At 67.8% G+C, this 15,814-nt stretch carries 17 protein-coding genes and 1 other RNA gene; 9 read left to right on the forward strand and 9 right to left on the reverse strand.

The features are described 5' to 3' along the window. Window positions 1–135: 135 nt before the first annotated feature. The 3 genes from pyrC to rnpB all read left to right on the forward strand — a co-directional run bounded on the left by pyrC (window position 136) and on the right by rnpB (window position 2,511). Window positions 136–1,200, forward strand: coding sequence for a dihydroorotase (gene pyrC, locus CFB35_RS02980; RefSeq protein WP_089464539.1), 1,065 nt, complete (start codon window positions 136–138; stop codon window positions 1,198–1,200). Beyond that, window positions 1,197–2,087, forward strand: a complete 891-nt coding sequence (locus tag CFB35_RS02985; RefSeq protein ID WP_089464540.1) for a DUF3025 domain-containing protein — start codon at window positions 1,197–1,199, stop codon at window positions 2,085–2,087. Before pyrC ends, CFB35_RS02985 begins: the two co-directional genes overlap by 4 nt. Before the next feature lie 12 nt (window positions 2,088–2,099). Then, an RNA gene (gene rnpB, locus CFB35_RS02990) (RNase P RNA component class A) lies at window positions 2,100–2,511 on the forward strand. 66 nt (window positions 2,512–2,577) lie between these two features. On the opposite strand, the gene CFB35_RS02995 is transcribed toward rnpB, so the two are convergent. Then, complete coding sequence (locus CFB35_RS02995; RefSeq protein WP_012492957.1) at window positions 2,578–3,042, reverse strand: OsmC family protein; 465 nt, start codon at window positions 3,040–3,042, stop codon at window positions 2,578–2,580. A 410-nt stretch (window positions 3,043–3,452) separates the two neighbouring features. Then, a complete protein-coding gene (locus tag CFB35_RS03005; RefSeq protein WP_059581090.1) occupies window positions 3,453–3,758 on the reverse strand; it encodes a DUF1090 family protein in 306 nt (101 codons plus the stop codon). 311 nt (window positions 3,759–4,069) lie between these two features. On the opposite strand from CFB35_RS03005, the gene rplM reads away from it, so the two are divergent. From rplM to erpA, 3 genes are all read left to right on the forward strand, one after another. Beyond that, a complete protein-coding gene (gene rplM, locus CFB35_RS03010; RefSeq protein WP_009687896.1) occupies window positions 4,070–4,498 on the forward strand; it encodes a 50S ribosomal protein L13 in 429 nt (142 codons plus the stop codon). A gap of 11 nt (window positions 4,499–4,509) precedes the next feature. After that, on the forward strand, window positions 4,510–4,902 hold the full coding sequence (gene rpsI / locus CFB35_RS03015; RefSeq protein ID WP_011883283.1) for a 30S ribosomal protein S9: 393 nt from the start codon (window positions 4,510–4,512) through the stop codon (window positions 4,900–4,902). Window positions 4,903–5,110: 208 nt separating this feature from the next. Continuing rightward, complete coding sequence (erpA, locus tag CFB35_RS03020) at window positions 5,111–5,482, forward strand: iron-sulfur cluster insertion protein ErpA (RefSeq protein ID WP_034187117.1); 372 nt, start codon at window positions 5,111–5,113, stop codon at window positions 5,480–5,482. 107 nt (window positions 5,483–5,589) lie between these two features. Here the strand turns inward: erpA and CFB35_RS03025 are convergent, their stop codons facing one another. After that, entirely contained in the window at window positions 5,590–6,738 is a 1,149-nt protein-coding gene (locus tag CFB35_RS03025) for an anhydro-N-acetylmuramic acid kinase (protein ID WP_089464541.1), read from the reverse strand. 142 nt (window positions 6,739–6,880) lie between these two features. On the opposite strand from CFB35_RS03025, the gene tyrS reads away from it, so the two are divergent. From tyrS to CFB35_RS03040, 3 genes are read left to right on the forward strand one after another with little or no spacing between them, the layout of a single operon-like run. After that, a complete protein-coding gene (gene tyrS, locus CFB35_RS03030; protein ID WP_059581097.1) occupies window positions 6,881–8,122 on the forward strand; it encodes a tyrosine--tRNA ligase in 1,242 nt (413 codons plus the stop codon). After that, complete coding sequence (dtd, locus tag CFB35_RS03035) at window positions 8,119–8,577, forward strand: D-aminoacyl-tRNA deacylase (RefSeq protein ID WP_006483442.1); 459 nt, start codon at window positions 8,119–8,121, stop codon at window positions 8,575–8,577. The genes tyrS and dtd overlap by 4 nt, the downstream gene beginning before the upstream one ends. A 23-nt stretch (window positions 8,578–8,600) precedes the next feature. Further along, entirely contained in the window at window positions 8,601–9,266 is a 666-nt protein-coding gene (locus CFB35_RS03040; RefSeq protein WP_089464542.1) for a histidine phosphatase family protein, read from the forward strand. 63 nt (window positions 9,267–9,329) lie between these two features. Here the strand turns inward: CFB35_RS03040 and CFB35_RS03045 are convergent, their stop codons facing one another. The 6 genes from CFB35_RS03045 to purH form a co-directional block, all read right to left on the reverse strand. Further along, window positions 9,330–10,454 carry a ParB/Srx family N-terminal domain-containing protein gene (locus CFB35_RS03045; RefSeq protein WP_059581209.1) on the reverse strand — a complete coding sequence of 375 codons (1,125 nt, stop codon included), beginning with the start codon at window positions 10,452–10,454 and terminating at the stop codon, window positions 9,330–9,332. A 147-nt stretch (window positions 10,455–10,601) separates the two neighbouring features. After that, window positions 10,602–11,555: an oxygenase MpaB family protein gene (locus CFB35_RS03050; RefSeq protein WP_059638138.1), complete on the reverse strand. Its 954-nt coding sequence runs from the start codon at window positions 11,553–11,555 to the stop codon at window positions 10,602–10,604. A 24-nt stretch (window positions 11,556–11,579) separates the two neighbouring features. Beyond that, window positions 11,580–12,650: a Holliday junction branch migration DNA helicase RuvB gene (gene ruvB, locus CFB35_RS03055; protein ID WP_059581103.1), complete on the reverse strand. Its 1,071-nt coding sequence runs from the start codon at window positions 12,648–12,650 to the stop codon at window positions 11,580–11,582. Window positions 12,651–12,758: 108 nt separating this feature from the next. After that, complete coding sequence (gene ruvA, locus CFB35_RS03060; protein ID WP_059581106.1) at window positions 12,759–13,340, reverse strand: Holliday junction branch migration protein RuvA; 582 nt, start codon at window positions 13,338–13,340, stop codon at window positions 12,759–12,761. 183 nt (window positions 13,341–13,523) lie between these two features. Further along, window positions 13,524–14,066, reverse strand: a complete 543-nt coding sequence (gene ruvC / locus CFB35_RS03065) for a crossover junction endodeoxyribonuclease RuvC (RefSeq protein ID WP_059638140.1) — start codon at window positions 14,064–14,066, stop codon at window positions 13,524–13,526. Between the two features lie 154 nt (window positions 14,067–14,220). Beyond that, the gene (gene purH / locus CFB35_RS03070) at window positions 14,221–15,786 is read right to left on the reverse strand and encodes a bifunctional phosphoribosylaminoimidazolecarboxamide formyltransferase/IMP cyclohydrolase (RefSeq protein WP_089464543.1); all 1,566 of its coding nucleotides are present in this window, start codon (window positions 15,784–15,786) and stop codon (window positions 14,221–14,223) included. Between the last annotated feature and the right edge of the window lie 28 nt (window positions 15,787–15,814).

Raw genomic sequence — 15,814 nt, forward strand, 5'->3', positions numbered from 1 at the left:
CATATCACCGAGCCCTGAGCGGTAAAAAGCGGATTCCGCTGGCCAAAGGCCCCGTGTTGCGGTTTGCCGTCAGTCGGCCCGCGCACGCGCGTTCCGGCCCCGCCGATGGCAAGCCCGTTCCTCACGACGCCTCCTATGACTGCCTCGAACGCTTCTTCCCCGGCGACGCTTTCGCTCGCCCGTCCCGACGACTGGCACCTGCACCTGCGAGACGGCGACATGCTCGCCGCCGTGCTGCCGCACACCGCCCGCCAGTTCGGCCGCGCCATCGTCATGCCGAACCTGAAGCCGCCCGTCACGACCACCGCGCAGGCGCAGGCCTATCGCGAGCGCATCCTCGCCGCGCTGCCGGCCGGGATGACGTTCGAACCGCTGATGACGCTGTACCTGACCGACAATACGCCGCCCGACGAAATCCGCCGCGCGCGCGAAAGCGGCTTCGTGCACGGCGTGAAGCTGTACCCGGCAGGCGCCACGACGAATTCCGACCACGGCGTCACCGATCTCGCGAAATGCGCGAAGACGCTCGAGGCGATGCAGGAAACCGGCATGCCGCTGCTCGTGCACGGCGAGGTGACCGATGCGTCGATCGACCTGTTCGACCGCGAGAAGGTGTTCATCGACCGCGTGATGACGCCGCTGCGCCGCGATTTCCCGGGCCTGAAGGTCGTGTTCGAGCACATCACGACGAAGGACGCGGCCGATTACGTGCGCGATGCCGACGCGGCGCCCGGCCTGCTCGGCGCGACGATCACCGCGCACCACCTGCTGTACAACCGCAACGCGCTGTTCGTCGGCGGGATTCGCCCGCATTACTACTGCCTGCCGGTGCTGAAGCGCGAGACGCATCGCGTGGCGCTCGTCGAGGCCGCGACGTCGGGCAACCCGCGCTTCTTCCTCGGCACCGACAGCGCGCCGCACGCGCGCGGCGCGAAGGAAACCGCGTGCGGCTGCGCGGGCTGCTACACGGCGCTGCACGCGCTCGAACTGTACGCGGAAGCGTTCGACACGGCCGGCGCGCTCGACAAGCTGGAAGGCTTCGCGAGCTCCTTCGGCGCCGATTTCTACGGGCTGCCGCGCAGCGCGGAGACGGTCACGCTGCGGCGCGAGGCATGGGAGCTGCCGCGCGAGATCTTCGCGGGCGACACGCCGGTCGTGCCGCTGCGCGGCGGCGAGACGATCGGCTGGAAGCTCGTGTGAGCGGCGCGCCGCCGCGCGGATCCGGCCCCGCGGCCGGGCGCCCGGCGGCGGATTTCGCGCGGATCGACTGGTCCGCGCCGTGGCTCGCGCCGTACGCGGAGCCCGGGCGCGTGTGGCAGGCGGCCGCCCGTGCGGGCGAGGCCGCGCTGCTCGATGCGTTGAACGGCGCGTTGGCCGGTGTGTCGCGAGGCGGCGATCGCGTCACCGGTCGCGGCAGGCCGCTACGCTTCGTGCCGCAGGCCGGGCTGCCGCCCGGCGTCGCGTACGAGACCCATATCGCGGGCACCGGCGGCGTGCCGACCCGCCACAATCTTCACGACTTCTTCAATGCGCTCGTCTGGTTCGCGTACCCGCGCACCAAGGCCGCGCTGAACGCCCGCCAGGCCGCCGCGATCGACGCGGCGGGCGGCGTCGGCCCCGTACGCGGCACGTTGCGCGATGCACTCACGCTGTTCGACGAGAATGGCGCGCTGTTCGTCACCGCCGAGCGCACGCTCGCCGATGCGCTGCGCGGCTTCGACTGGGCGCGGCTGCTGGTGGCCGCGCGCGATGCGTGGGGCACGCGCTGCGAGGCGCGGCTCGTCGGCCACGCGCTGCTCGAACAGCTCGTCGCGCCTTACAAGTCCTGCACCGCACACGCATGGATCGTCGAAGTGAGCGCCGACTATTTTTCATGGCCCGACGCGCAACGGATCGCGCACGTCGACGCGCGAATCGCCGCCGAACTCGCGACGCGCGCGCTGACGCCCCGCGATTTCGCGCCGCTGCCGGTGCTCGGCGTGCCGGGCTGGTGCGCGGCGAACGCCGACCCCGCGTTCTACGACGATCCGGCCGTGTTTCGCCGCGGCCGCCGCTCGCGCGCTGCCGACGGCGGCGCGCAGTGCTAGAATGCGCGTCGCAAAGCAGGCCAGGCAGTCGCGGCCTCGACGTCTTCGGGCGCGCGGGGGCGAGGAAAGTCCGGACTCCACAGGGCAGGGTGATGGCTAACGGCCATCCGTGGCGACACGCGGAACAGGGCAACAGAAAGCAAACCGCCGATGGCCCGGCGCAAGCCGGGATCAGGTAAGGGTGAAACGGTGCGGTAAGAGCGCACCGCGGCGACGGCGACGTTCGCCGGCACGGTAACCTCCACCCGGAGCAATTCCAAGTAGGCAGGCGCGCATCTTCGGATGCAGGACGGGGCCCCCGTCTCGTCTGCGGGTAGGAAGCTTGAGCGCGTCAGCAATGGCGCGCCTAGAGGAATGACTGCCACGCGTTGCGCGCTCCGGTGCGCAGCGTGCACAGAATCCGGCTTATCGGCCTGCTTTGCCGTTCGAATGCGAAAGGGCCGGCGCTCCCACGGGGCGCCGGCCCTTTTTTCATGCGCGCGCCCTGTGCTCAGGCGGCGACGATGTCGAACGAATGCGTGAGTTCGGCCGTCTTCGCGATCATGATCGACGCCGAGCAGTACTTGTCGTGCGACAGGTTGATCGCGCGCTCGACCGTGGCCGGGTTCAGGTTGCGGCCGGTGACCGTGAAGTGGAAATGCACCTTCGTGAACACCTTCGGATCCTCGCTCGCGCGCTCGGCCTTCAGCGTGACCGAGCAGCCGGTCACTTCCTGGCGGCTCTTCTTCAGGATCAGCACGACGTCATAGGCCGTGCAGCCGCCGGTCCCGAGCAGCACCATTTCCATCGGCCGCGGCGCGAGGTTGTGGCCGCCGCCTTCGGGCGCGCCGTCCATCGTGACGAGATGGCCGCTGCCGGTCTCGGCGGAAAACGCCATGCCGTCCTGACCCATCCAGCTTACTTTGCATTCCATGCTTGCACTCCAGCGTTGCCTGATTCGGATTCGATCCGGCATTGTAGCCCGTGGCGCAACGGTCGGCTGATGCGCTGCACGACGTGCAATGCCCGTGCATCGCGAGCGGAGCGACGCGTGGCGATTTCCCTGTCGGATTTAGGGGTTTTGCTCTAGGTGCGGACAGTTTTAGGTCATGTCTGACGTACTTATGCCTTTGATTTCAAAAAGAAATTTGTTTTTGTGAACGCGTCGACCGATATCTCGTATCGTGAGATTTGATTTCGCAATGCAAATTTTCTTGTGAAATCGGCGGGGCGTTCGTATAATGAGCCTCATTGGTTGTCGCGCTGCGGCAACCTCCGAATGTCTCCTCCACCCTCCTCCTAAGGTGGATTAAGCCCGAACCAGCCGTTCGGGCTTTTTTTCGTCCCATGCAAACGTCGGCGCACGGTTTGCGCGCGCCGCGATCGTCACGCCGGCTGTCGCGCGGCCGGCTGCGACGTCGCGTCGGGCGGCGTGCCGCGCGAGCCGGCATCGGTCGCCGGCGCATGGGCGGCCGATGCGTCGCCGTGGCCGCGTGCGCAGAAGTGGCGCACGCGTTCGCGCACCGCGCGCAGGCGCGCGATGCGGTCTTCGGCGTGGGCGGTTCGGGCTTCGGCGATGCGTGCATCGAGCGCCTCGAGCTTGGCTTCGCAGCCGGAGCCGGCGGCGACGGCGGGCGCCGCCGCGGCCACCAGGGCGGCCGCGAGGAAGGGCGTGAGTCGTTGTTTCATCATGCTGGTTTGTTGTTTTTCGGGTTCGGCCGGTCTGGCGCGGCAAGGTCATGTGCCGCGCGTCGATGGGTGCCGCCTCAGGCGCTCGGTTCGCCTGGCTTGTCGGGGCACGATCGAATTTTGGCCCATTTCGGCCGCCGCGAACACGGGGCGTGGATTCTCTTTGACCACGCAGCCGTATTTCCTTTATAATTCAGGGCTTTTCCGCATTCATGCCCACGGAAAAAGAACAGGGAGAGCCTGCACCGCGCCACGAAGCGCACACAGACAAGCAGGAAGAACACATCGGGCAAAGCATTTTTTTTGGATCGATCATGAAGACGTTTTCCGCAAAAGCCCATGAGGTGACGCGCGAATGGTACGTGATTGACGCGACGGATAAGGTTCTCGGCCGTGTTGCCAGCGAAGTGGCACGCCGTCTGCGCGGCAAGCACAAGCCTGAGTTCACCCCGCACGTCGACACTGGTGATTTCATCATCATCATCAACGCGAGCAAGTTGAAGGTCACGGGCAACAAGACGCTGGACAAGAAGTACTACCGTCACTCGGGCTACCCGGGCGGTATCTATGAAACGACGTTCGGCAAGATGCAGGAACGCTTCCCGGGCCGCGCGCTCGAGAAGGCGGTCAAGGGCATGCTGCCGAAGGGCCCGCTCGGCTACGCGATGATCAAGAAGCTGAAGGTCTACGCAGAAGCGACGCATCCGCATTCGGCTCAACAGCCGAAGGCGCTCGAGATCTAAGGGGAGCCCACATGATCGGTAACTGGAACTACGGCACGGGCCGCCGCAAGAGCGCAGTCGCACGTGTCTTCATCAAGGCTGGCAAGGGCGACATCATCGTCAACGGCAAGCCCATCGCTGACTACTTCTCGCGCGAAACGTCGCTGATGATCGTGCGCCAGCCGCTGGAACTCACGAACCACGGCCAGACGTTCGACATCAAGGTCAACGTCAACGGCGGCGGCGAAACGGGTCAGGCAGGCGCAGTGCGCCACGGCATCACCCGTGCACTGATCGACTACGATGCGACGCTGAAGCCGTCGCTGTCGAACGCAGGCTTCGTCACGCGCGATGCACGTGAAGTCGAGCGTAAGAAGGTCGGTCTGCGCAAGGCACGCCGCGCGAAGCAGTTCTCGAAGCGTTAATTCCGCTTCATGGCCTCGCCGCTCCCGGGCGGCGTCCGCCGGAAAAACCGCCAGCTTTCACGCTGGCGGTTTTTTTATGCCCGCTGGTTTACCCACGCCCGTGCAGGCACGCTTGACGAAATCGACAAGAACCTATTGATTTCATGGACATCAGCACGATCTTCTGATCGGCCCTACAATAGCGGCTAAAGCTTTTTGGAGAGTTCGAATGAACGCTGTTACCGAATCCGCAGCAACGACGACCGATATGCCGCTGCCGTTCGTCTTCACCGACGCCGCGGCCGACAAGGTCAAGCAATTGATCGACGAAGAGGGCAATCCCGACCTGAAGCTGCGCGTGTTCGTGCAGGGTGGCGGCTGCTCGGGCTTCCAGTATGGCTTCACGTTCGACGAGGAAGTCAACGAGGACGACACCGTGATGGACAAGAACGGCGTCCAGCTCCTGATCGACTCGATGAGCTACCAGTACCTGGTCGGCGCCGAGATCGACTACAAGGACGACCTCAACGGCGCCCAGTTCGTGATCAAGAACCCGAACGCGACCACCACCTGCGGGTGCGGTTCGTCGTTCTCGGTCTGAACGCACGACTGATCCGCGCCGGTTCGCCGGAATGAAAAACGGGGCTTCATGCCCCGTTTTTTAATGCGCGCTCGTCGTGCGGCGCCCGCGACAGGCCGGGTACCGCATCAGCGCGGATAGAGCGCGCCGAGCACGCGGTTGGCGGCCGCGCCGGTGACCGTCGCGAGATTGCCGGGCTGGCGCGCGGTGAAGCGGTACGCAAGCCACGCGAACGCGAGCGCTTCGACCTGCTGCGGCGGCACGCCGAGCGCGGCCGTCGTGTCGACGGTGGCCGGCACGCCGGCCTCGCCTAGCGCGTGCCGAAGCGCGTCGAGCAGCACCGGATTGCGTGCGCCGCCGCCGCAGACGAAAACGGCCTTGCAGCCCGGTGCGTGCTGCGCGATTTCGCGCGCCACCGACACGGCGGTGAGCGCGGTGAGCGTGGCCTGTACGTCCTCCGGCGCCACCTGCGGGAACGCGGCGAGCTTCGCATCGAGCCACGCGGGATTGAACAGGTCGCGCCCGGTGCTCTTCGGCGGCGGCGCGGTGAAATACGGTTCGTCGAGCAGCGCATCGAGCAGCGCCGCGTGGATGGCGCCGCGTGCGGCGAACTTTCCGCCGTCGTCGTACGGCTTGCCCAGATGGCGGGTCGCCCATGCGTCGATCAGCGCATTCGCGGGGCCGCAGTCGAAGCCGCGCACGTCGCCGCCCGCGCCGGGCAGGATCGTGATGTTGCTGATCCCGCCGAGATTGCACACGACCCGCGTTTCGCCCGGCGCGCCGAACACCGTCGCGTGGAAGGCCGGCGCGAGCGGCGCGCCGTGGCCGCCGGCCGCCACATCGCGGCTGCGGAAATCGGCGATCACGTCGACCTGGGTCAGCTCGGCAAGCAGCGCCGGATTGTTGAGCTGGCGCGTATAGCCGCGCTCGGGGCGGTGGCGCACCGTCTGGCCGTGCACGCCGATCGCGCGGATCTCGTCGCGCGACAGCCCGGCCGTGCGCTGCAATTCATGGCAGCACACCGCATAGCGCGCGACGAGCGCATTCGCCGCGAGCGATTCGCGGTCGATCTCGTTGTCGCCGGGCTGCTGCAGCGCGAACAGTGCGTCGCGCAGCGATTGCGCGAAGCCGACGAACGCTTCGGCGAGCACGACCGGCGCGCGGCCGGCCTCGAAACGCACGGCGACACCGTCGACGCCGTCCATGCTGGTTCCCGACATCAGCCCGAAGTAGATGCCGTCTGCCGGATCGGCATGCTGCGGCTGTCGTTGCGGCACGTTGGATTCTCCTGGATCGTGCGGCGCGGGCCGGTGCCGCGCGCCTTGCGCCCGATTATCCGCGCAACGCGACGCGTCGTTAAGCGATGCGCGCGCAAGTTATGGGAAAATCCCTGTTTTTGCGACATTCTTCCTGGCACCGATGAGCACCGAACCCAGTTCCAAGCCCGTTTTCCCGATCACCGACGAAGTCCGGCATGCGCTCGCCGTCACGAAGCGCGGCGTCGACGAGCTGCTGATCGAGGAAGAGTTCGCGCAGAAGCTCGCGCGCAGCGCCGCCACCGGCACGCCGCTGCGCATCAAGCTCGGCCTCGACCCGACCGCACCGGACATCCACATCGGCCATACGGTCGTGCTGAACAAGATGCGGCAGCTGCAGGACCTCGGTCACACGGTGATCTTCCTGATCGGCGATTTCACGTCGCTGATCGGCGATCCGTCGGGCCGCAACGCGACGCGCCCGCCGCTCACGCGCGAGCAGATCGAATCGAACGCGAAGACCTACTTCGAGCAGGCCGCGCTCGTGCTCGATCGCGACAAGACCGAGATCCGCTACAACAGCGAATGGTCGATGCCGCTCGGCGCGGACGGGATGATCAAGCTCGCGTCGCGCTACACGGTCGCGCGGATCCTCGAACGCGAGGATTTCACGAAGCGCTTCCAGGGCGGCGTGCCGATCTCGATCCACGAATTCCTGTACCCGCTGATGCAGGGCTACGATTCGGTCGCGCTGAACGCCGATCTCGAACTCGGCGGCACCGACCAGAAGTTCAACCTGCTGGTCGGTCGCGAACTGCAGAAGCAGTACGGCCAGGAACAGCAGTGCATTTTGACGATGCCGCTGCTCGAAGGCCTCGACGGCGTCGAGAAGATGTCGAAGTCGAAGGGCAACTACGTCGGCATCAGCGAGAAGCCGACCGACATGTTCGGCAAGCTGATGAGCATCTCGGACACGCTGATGTGGCGTTACTTCGAGCTGCTGTCGTTCCGCAGCCTCGACGAGATCGCCGGCTTCAAGCGCGAGGCCGAAGGCGGCCGTAACCCGCGCGATTTCAAGGTGCTGCTCGCGCAGGAAATCGTCGCGCGGTTCCACTCGCAAGCCGACGCCGAGCGTGCGCTGGAAGACTTCAACCATCGCGCGAAGGGCGGCGTGCCGGACGACATTCCGTCGGTCACGCTGGCCGGCGCGCCGCTGGCGATCGGCCAGTTGCTGAAGCAGGCCGGCCTCGTGCCGTCGACGAGCGAAGCGCTGCGCAACATCGAGCAGGGCGGCGTGAAGATCGACGGCGCGACCGTGTCGGACAAGGGCCTGAAGGTCGAGGCCGGCGAGTTCGTCGTGCAGGTCGGCAAGCGCCGCTTCGCACGCGTCACGCTGACCGCATGATCGCGCTGATCCAGCGCGTGACGCGCGCCGACGTGCGCGTCGGCGGCCGCACGACGGGCGAGATCGGCGCGGGCCTGCTCGCGCTGGTCTGCGCGGAGCGCGGCGATACCGAGGCCGCGGCCGACAAGTTGCTCGCGAAGCTGCTCGGCTACCGCGTGTTCAGCGACGCAGCCGGCAAGATGAACCTGCCGGTGTCGAACATCGACGGCGAAGGTCGCGCAGGCGGCCTGCTGCTCGTGTCGCAGTTCACGCTCGCGGCCGATACCAACAGCGGGCTGCGTCCGAGCTTCACGCCGGCCGCGCCGCCCGACGAAGGCGCGCGGCTGTTCGACTATTTCGTCGCGGCCGCGCGGGCGCGCCATCCCGTCGTCGAGACGGGCGAGTTCGGCGCCGACATGCAGGTGTCGCTCGTCAACGACGGCCCCGTGACGTTCTGGCTGCAAGTGCGGCCCTGATTCTTTCCCGGAGGCGCGCCGCGATGGCCACCACGCAGATTCTTTTCATCCGCCATGGCGAGACGGCCTGGAACCGCATCAAGCGCATCCAGGGGCATATCGACATCCCGCTGGCCGACACGGGCCTCGCACAGGCGCAGCGGCTGGCGGCGCGGCTCGCGCGCGAGGCCCGCGACGGCGCGCGGATCGACGCGGTGTATTCGAGCGACCTGATGCGCGCGCAACAGACCGCCCAACCATTCGCCGATGCGCTCGGGCTGCCGCTGCTGCTGCGCGAAGGGTTGCGCGAGCGCTCGTACGGCGCGTTCCAGGGGCACGACAGCGCCGAGATCGAGGCGCTGTTTCCGGACGCGTATGCGGTGTGGCAGACGCGTGATCCGGGTTTCGCGCCGGAGGGCGGCGAGTCGCAGCGTGAGTTCTATCACCGCGTGCTGCATGCGCTCGAACCGATCGTCGCCGCGCATCCGGGCGGCCGGATCGCATGCGTTGCGCATGGTGGCGTGCTCGATTGCGTGTATCGCTTCGCGAACGGGATCGAGCTGTCGGCGCCGCGCAACTATCAACTGCTCAACACCAGCATCAACGTCGTCGATTACGTCGATGGTCGCGCGCAGGTCGTGCGGTGGGCCGACGTGTCGCATCTCGAAGCCGCGAGCGACGATGACGACGGGTACCGCAAGGTGCTCTGAGCAAGCCAATCGCGTCCGGCCCGGGCGGCTCCCCGGGGGCCTTGCTGTCTTCCGGCGTGACGCTTACTGCGGCAGCCCGTGACGCGTCTTGTAGTCGAGCGCGTATGCGATCTTGCCGGGCTTGTCGGCCGTGATCGGCTGGCGCAGCTTGTCGAATTCCCCCTTGCTGTATTTCTTCCCGCCGTTGATCGCATCGGCGCGCCCGAGGTCGGCGCCCGTCTTGCCGTCGATCACCGGGTCCGTGGCCGCGACCATCCGCGCAGACGCATTCCAGACCGCATTCAGGTAGCCCGTGTCGGCCTTCGCCGGATCGGGATCGGTCGTGCCGCCGCGCGCCAGGTCGTAGCTCGCCAGCGCGAACGTGCCCGGCTGCGCCCGCAGCCAGTCGGCCCAGTAGAACTCGAGGTAGTCGGTTGCTTGCGCGGGTTTGCTGTAGCCGATGTCGCGCGTGAAATAGACGAGCGACCGGTAGCGGTCGTTCGTCATCCCGAGCGTCAGGCCGAGGCCGCTCGGCAGTTGCGCGGTCGCGATCGGCTTGCCTTCGCCGTCCTTCAGGCGCAGATAGCCGCGGCTTTGCATCTGCTGCCAGAACGCGTCGCCCGAGTAGTCGCCGAGGTTGTCCTTGACGACGACGTGCACGTGCAGAGCCGGGCCGCCGTCGGGCGTCTCGTAGTAAGTCGACAGGCCGTGGTGGCCGTCGGTCAGGTACAGCGTATCGCCGTTCGGGCCGATCACGACGGGGTTCAGCACCGAGCGGTCGCGGGCGGTCGCGTCGGTCGTCGCGCACGTGTAGCTCGCCGGATCGCGCAGCGACGATCGGGTCGTGTAACCGCCCGATGCGATGCCGCCGAGGCCCTCGTCCGCGCAGAAGTCGTCGAACTTCTTGTCGGGCTGCAGTTCGTAGCGGCCGAGCTTGTAGTAGATCTGGTCGTAGCCGATCGCGCCCTGCGTCGGATGGAGATCGCCTAGCGTCACGTCGAGCAGGTCGCCGGCGCGGGCGGCTTTCCATTTGCCCGGTTGCGGCGTGGCGGTTGCGGGCGGCGTGGGAGCCGGCGTCGTCGTGCTGCCGGACGGCAGTTGCGCGTCCGTGCGTGCGACGGCGGCGACATCGTCGCCTCCGCACGCGGCGAGGGCGAGGACACCGGACAGGCTGGCGGCAAGGGCGAAACGGATCGGCAGGCGTGGCATCACGGGCATCGGGTGTCGTAGCGGGTAGGCGGAACTCCGCGCGGGCCACGGGCGTGCGTGACGAGCCCGACGTGCGACCGTGCGCGAGCGTGTCAGCTTGCCACAGGTATTTGACGGTAAATTGAAATGATCCGAAGAAACGGATCGTCAGCCAGGCGGGGCGCCGTCGGACGGGGCGGCCGTCGCGCGGCGGCGCGCACGCTTCGACGCGCCGTTGACGAGCGCCCAGCGCAGCACGGGCGCGACCGCGCGTATGCCCGGCCGGACCAGCGCGCGCCGCACCGGCGCGAACGCCGACACGCCGAGCATGCGCTGCGCCCACGGCGGCAGCAGGTCGATTCCGGCATGCATCACCAGCGACGCGGCAGGCCGCAGCGCCGGCTTCGCGACCGGCACATTCAGCAGGATGGACATCACGTCGAACGTGCGCGGCCCGGCTTCGAGTTCGGGCAGCATGCGTGCGAGATAGGCCGCCACCTCGGCGCGCGAACGCGGCACCGCTTGGGCGCCCAGCAGCTCGGCGATCAGCGCCGTCTCCGCGTAATAGCGGTCCTGCAGTTCGCCCGGCAGCGCCGGATTCACGTAACGCAGATGCGCGGCGAGGAAGCTCGACACTTCCGCGACATGCACCCAGGTCAGCAGCGCGGGATCGTCGGCGCGGTACGGCCGGCCGTCCGGCGCGTTGCCCGAGATGTGCGCGTGGATCGCCTTCACGCGCTCGATCAGCGCGAGCGCGTCCGCGCGGCTGCCGAACGTCGTCCCCGTGATGAACGTGGCGGTGCGCCGCAGACGGCCGAGGATATCGGTGCGGAACGACGAATGATCCCAGACGCCCGCGAGCGCGAGCGGGTGGAGCGCCTGCAGCAGCAGCGCGGCGATGCCGCCTGTCATCATCGACGTGAAATCGGCATGCACGCGCCAGCAGACGGCGTCGGGGCCGAACAGCCCCGGGTCGCCGGGCGGTGAAGAGAGATCGATCGACGGGCCGCCGCCGCCCACCGTCAGGTGCGTGATGCCGGCCACGAGCCGCTTGCGGATCGGCTCGGCCCAGCGCGGGCCCGGCGCGGGTGCGGTGGGGTGGTGGCTGGGCGGCGTCGTCATGGCGGGTGCGACTCGGGTGACGGACTACTTCCCGTCCGGAGTATCCCACTCGTCGCGTTCGGTGCGGCGGGCCTCGGGCACCGACAGCCCGAAGTGGCGATACGTGAGCAGCGTCGCGACGCGCCCGCGCGGCGTGCGCTGCAGGAAGCCCTGCTGGATCAGGTACGGTTCGAGCACGTCCTCGATCGTGTCGCGCTCCTCGCCGATTGCCGCCGCGAGGTTGTCGATGCCGACCGGGCCGCCGTCGAACTTGTACAGGATCGCTTCGAGCAGCTTGCGGTCCATCAGGTCGAAGCCGACCGGATCGACGTCGAGCATCGCAAGTGCGGCATCGGCGACGGCCGCGGTGATCTGGCCGTCGGCCTTCACTTCCGCGAAGTCGCGCACGCGGCGCAGGAGCCGGTTGGCGATCCGCGGCGTGCCGCGCGAGCGCTTCGCGATTTCCAGCGCGCCGTTCGGATCGATCTGCGCATTGAGCAGCGACGCCGAGCGCCGCACGATGCGCGACAGTTGATCGGCGTCGTAGAACTCGAGGCGCGCGACGATCCCGAAACGATCGCGCAGCGGGTTGGTCAGCATCCCCGCGCGAGTGGTCGCACCGACCAGCGTGAACGGCTGCAGGTCGAGCTTCACGCTGCGCGCGGCCGGGCCTTCGCCGATCATGATGTCGATCTGGTAATCCTCGAGCGCCGGATACAGGATTTCCTCGACGACCGGCGACAGCCGGTGGATTTCGTCGATGAACAGCACGTCGTTCGCCTCGAGGTTCGTCAGCAACGCGGCGAGATCGCCCGCGCGCTCGAGCACGGGCCCCGACGTCTGGCGCAGGTTCACGCCCATCTCGCGCGCGATGATGTGGGCGAGCGTCGTCTTGCCGAGACCCGGTGGCCCGAACAGCAGCACGTGGTCGAGCGGCTCGGAGCGGCGCTTCGCGGCTTCGATGAAGATCTCGAGCTGGCCGCGGACCTTTTCCTGGCCGACGTAGTCGTCGAGCTGGCGCGGCCGCAGCGCCCGTTCGAACACCTCCTCGTGCGACGAGGCGGGCGTGGCGGCGATGATCCGCTGCTCGGTGGCGAGTTTGTCGGTTTCAATCATGCGGCCATTGTACCGCGCGACGGAGCCCGGGCCACCTGGCCGAACGGCCGACTGGCGCGCGCCGCGCGGCGGCGCGACACTGGCTTCGACGGCCGGATCGACCGCGTGTTACGCCTTCGACAACGCCTTCAGCGCGAGCTTGATGCCTTCGGACACGCCGGTGCCGGCCGGCACGTTCTTGATCGCGGCAATGCCTTCCTTCTCGGAGTAGCCGAGCGCCAGCAGCGCGTTGAGGATGTCGGTCGCGTGGTCGGACGGCGAAGCCGCGCCGGCGAGCGCGCCGAGGTCGGCGCCGAGCTTGCCCTTCAGCTCGAGCAGCAGGCGCTCGGCCGTCTTCTTGCCGATGCCGGGCAGGCGCGTGAGGCGTGCGGCGTCCTGCATCGTCACGGCCTGGGCGAGCTCCTGCACGCTCATGCCGGACAGCACGGCGAGCGCCATGCGCGCGCCGATGCCGGTGATCTTCAGCAACTCGCGGAAGGTCGTGCGTTCCTGCGGCGTCAGGAAGCCGTACAGCAGGTGCGCGTCTTCGCGGACGATCTGCTGCGTGAGCAGCACGATGCGTTCGCCCGTTTGCGGCAGGTTGTAGAAGGTGCTCATCGGCACGTCGATTTCATAGCCGACGCCGTTGCAGTCGACGAGCAGATGAGGCGGGTTCTTTTCGAGCAGGATGCCGGCGATGCGACCGATCATGGAGGACGGGATGCGAGGAAGAAAGCGCGAGTGTAGCGCACGCGCGGCGCAATGCCGATGGGCGCGGCCGTCAGGCCGAAGCGGCGCGCGTCGCGGGCATGTCGGGCGTGGGTGAAACGATCGAGGCGGCCAACGCAGCCCGCGCAGTCGAGCCGACGCGCGCGGCCGCGGTGCGCGGCAGCGTCAGCCGACCAGCCTGCCGCGCCGCACGCGCAGCCCTTTCTGCGCGAGCGCCGGCGCGAGCCCGCCCAGCGTGCTGAGCGTGTTGCCGCCGTGCGCGTGGCAGATCGCCATGCCGAGCGCGTCGGCGGCGTCCGAGCCCGGCTGGCCGGACAGGTTGAGCAGCCGCGTGACCATGTCCTGCATCTGCGTCTTGGTCGCGCGGCCGTAGCCGACCACGGCCTGCTTGAGCTGCAGCGCCGTGTATTCGGCGACCGGCAGCCCGCCCGCGACGAGCCCGCAGATCGCGGCGCCGCGTGCCTGGCCGAGCAGCAGCGTCGACTGCGGGTTCACGTTGACGAACACCTTTTCGATCGCGGCCTGGTCGGGCGCGTGTTCGCGCACGATCGTCGAGATGCCCTGGAAGATCGTGCCGAGCCGGGTGGCCAGGTCGGCCGTCGGCGTGCGGATCACGCCGCTCGTGACATAGGCGAGCCGGTGGCCGCTGACGTCGATGACGCCGAAGCCGGTGACGCGCAGGCCGGGGTCGATGCCGAGAATTCGCATGAGTGAGGAGAGTGGCGTGATGCAGCGATACTACAACGAATGGTGCGGCAAGCCGGTCGCGCGGTCGCGCGCGAAGGCGCCGCGCAATAAAAAACCCGGCGGAGGTGATGCCGCCGGGTTCCGGTACAGCGGCCGCGCGGGCCGCATGCGGCGATCAGTGACGGAAGTGGCGCACGCCCGTCAGGATCATCGCGATGTTGTGCTCGTCGGCTGCCGCGATCACTTCGTCGTCGCGCATCGAGCCGCCCGGCTGGATCACGCAGGTCGCGCCGGCCGCCACGACCACGTCGAGGCCGTCGCGGAACGGGAAGAACGCATCCGACGCGACGGCCGAGCCAGCGAGCGTCAGCCCCGCGTTCTGCGCCTTGATGCTCGCGATACGGGCGGAATCGACGCGGCTCATCTGGCCGGCCCCGACGCCGAGCGTCATGCCGTTGCCGCAGAACACGATCGCGTTCGACTTCACGTACTTCGCGACGCGCCATGCGAACAGCAGGTCGTCCATTTCCTTCGGCGTCGGGTGGCGCTTCGTGACGACGCGCAGCTCGTGCGGCTGCACGTTCTTCGAATCGAGCGACTGCACGAGCAGGCCGCCGCCCACGCGCTTCAGGTCGAATGCGTTGTGGCCGTCGCCCAGTGCGATTTCGAGCAGGCGCACGTTCTGCTTCGCGGCGAACACCTGCTTCGCGGCGTCGGAGAACGACGGCGCGATCAGCACTTCGACGAACTGCTTCGCGACCGCTTGCGCGGCCGCTTCGTCGACTTCGCGGTTGAACGCGATGATGCCGCCGAATGCGGAGGTCGGGTCGGTCTGGAATGCCTTCGCGTACGCGTCGGCCGAGTCGTTGCCGACCGCGACGCCGCACGGATTCGCATGCTTGATGATCACGCAGGCCGGCGCGTCGAACGTCTTCACGCATTCCCACGCCGCGTCCGAATCCGCGATGTTGTTGTACGACAGTTCCTTGCCCTGCAGCTGGCGGTAGTTCGCCAGCGCGCCGGCCGGCGCCGCGAGGTCGCGGTAGAACGCCGCGCTCTGGTGCGGGTTCTCGCCGTAGCGCAGGTCCTGCACCTTGTCGAACGCCAGGTTCAGCGTGGCCGGGTACGTGTTGCGCGATGCGTGCTTCAGCTCGTCGGTCAGGCTGGTCAGGTAGTTCGTGATCGCGCCGTCGTATTGCGCGGTGTGCGCGAACACCTTCGTCGCGAGACGGAAGTTGGTCGGGTAGCCGACGGTGTTGCCGTTCGCCTTCATTTCATCGAGCACGACCGCGTAGTCGGCCGGGTCGACCACGACCGTCACGTCGCGGTGGTTCTTCGCGGCCGAGCGCAGCATCGTCGGGCCGCCGATGTCGATGTTCTCGATCGCGTCGGCGAGCGTGCAGTCGTCCTTCGCGATCGTCGCGACGAACGGATACAGGTTCACGACGAGCAGGTCGATCGTCGGGATGCCGTGCTGCTCCAGCGCCTGCATGTGCTCGGGCAGGTCGCGGCGGGCGAGGATGCCGCCGTGCACCTTCGGGTGCAGCGTCTTCACGCGCCCATCGAGCATTTCCGGGAAGCCCGTGTAATCGGCCACTTCGGTCACGGGCAGGCCGGCGTCGGCGAGGAGTTTCGCGGTGCCGCCCGTCGACAGCAGCTTGACGCCGAGGTCGGACAGCGACTTCGCGAAGTCGACGATGCCGGTCTTGTCGGAAACGGAAATGAGCGCTTGCTTGATCATGATGGAACCACCAATAGCCAGGGAAACG

Origin of the sequence: Burkholderia sp. AU16482 (genome assembly GCF_002223285.1) — a bacterium.
GTDB classification, from domain to species: domain Bacteria; phylum Pseudomonadota; class Gammaproteobacteria; order Burkholderiales; family Burkholderiaceae; genus Burkholderia; species Burkholderia semiarida.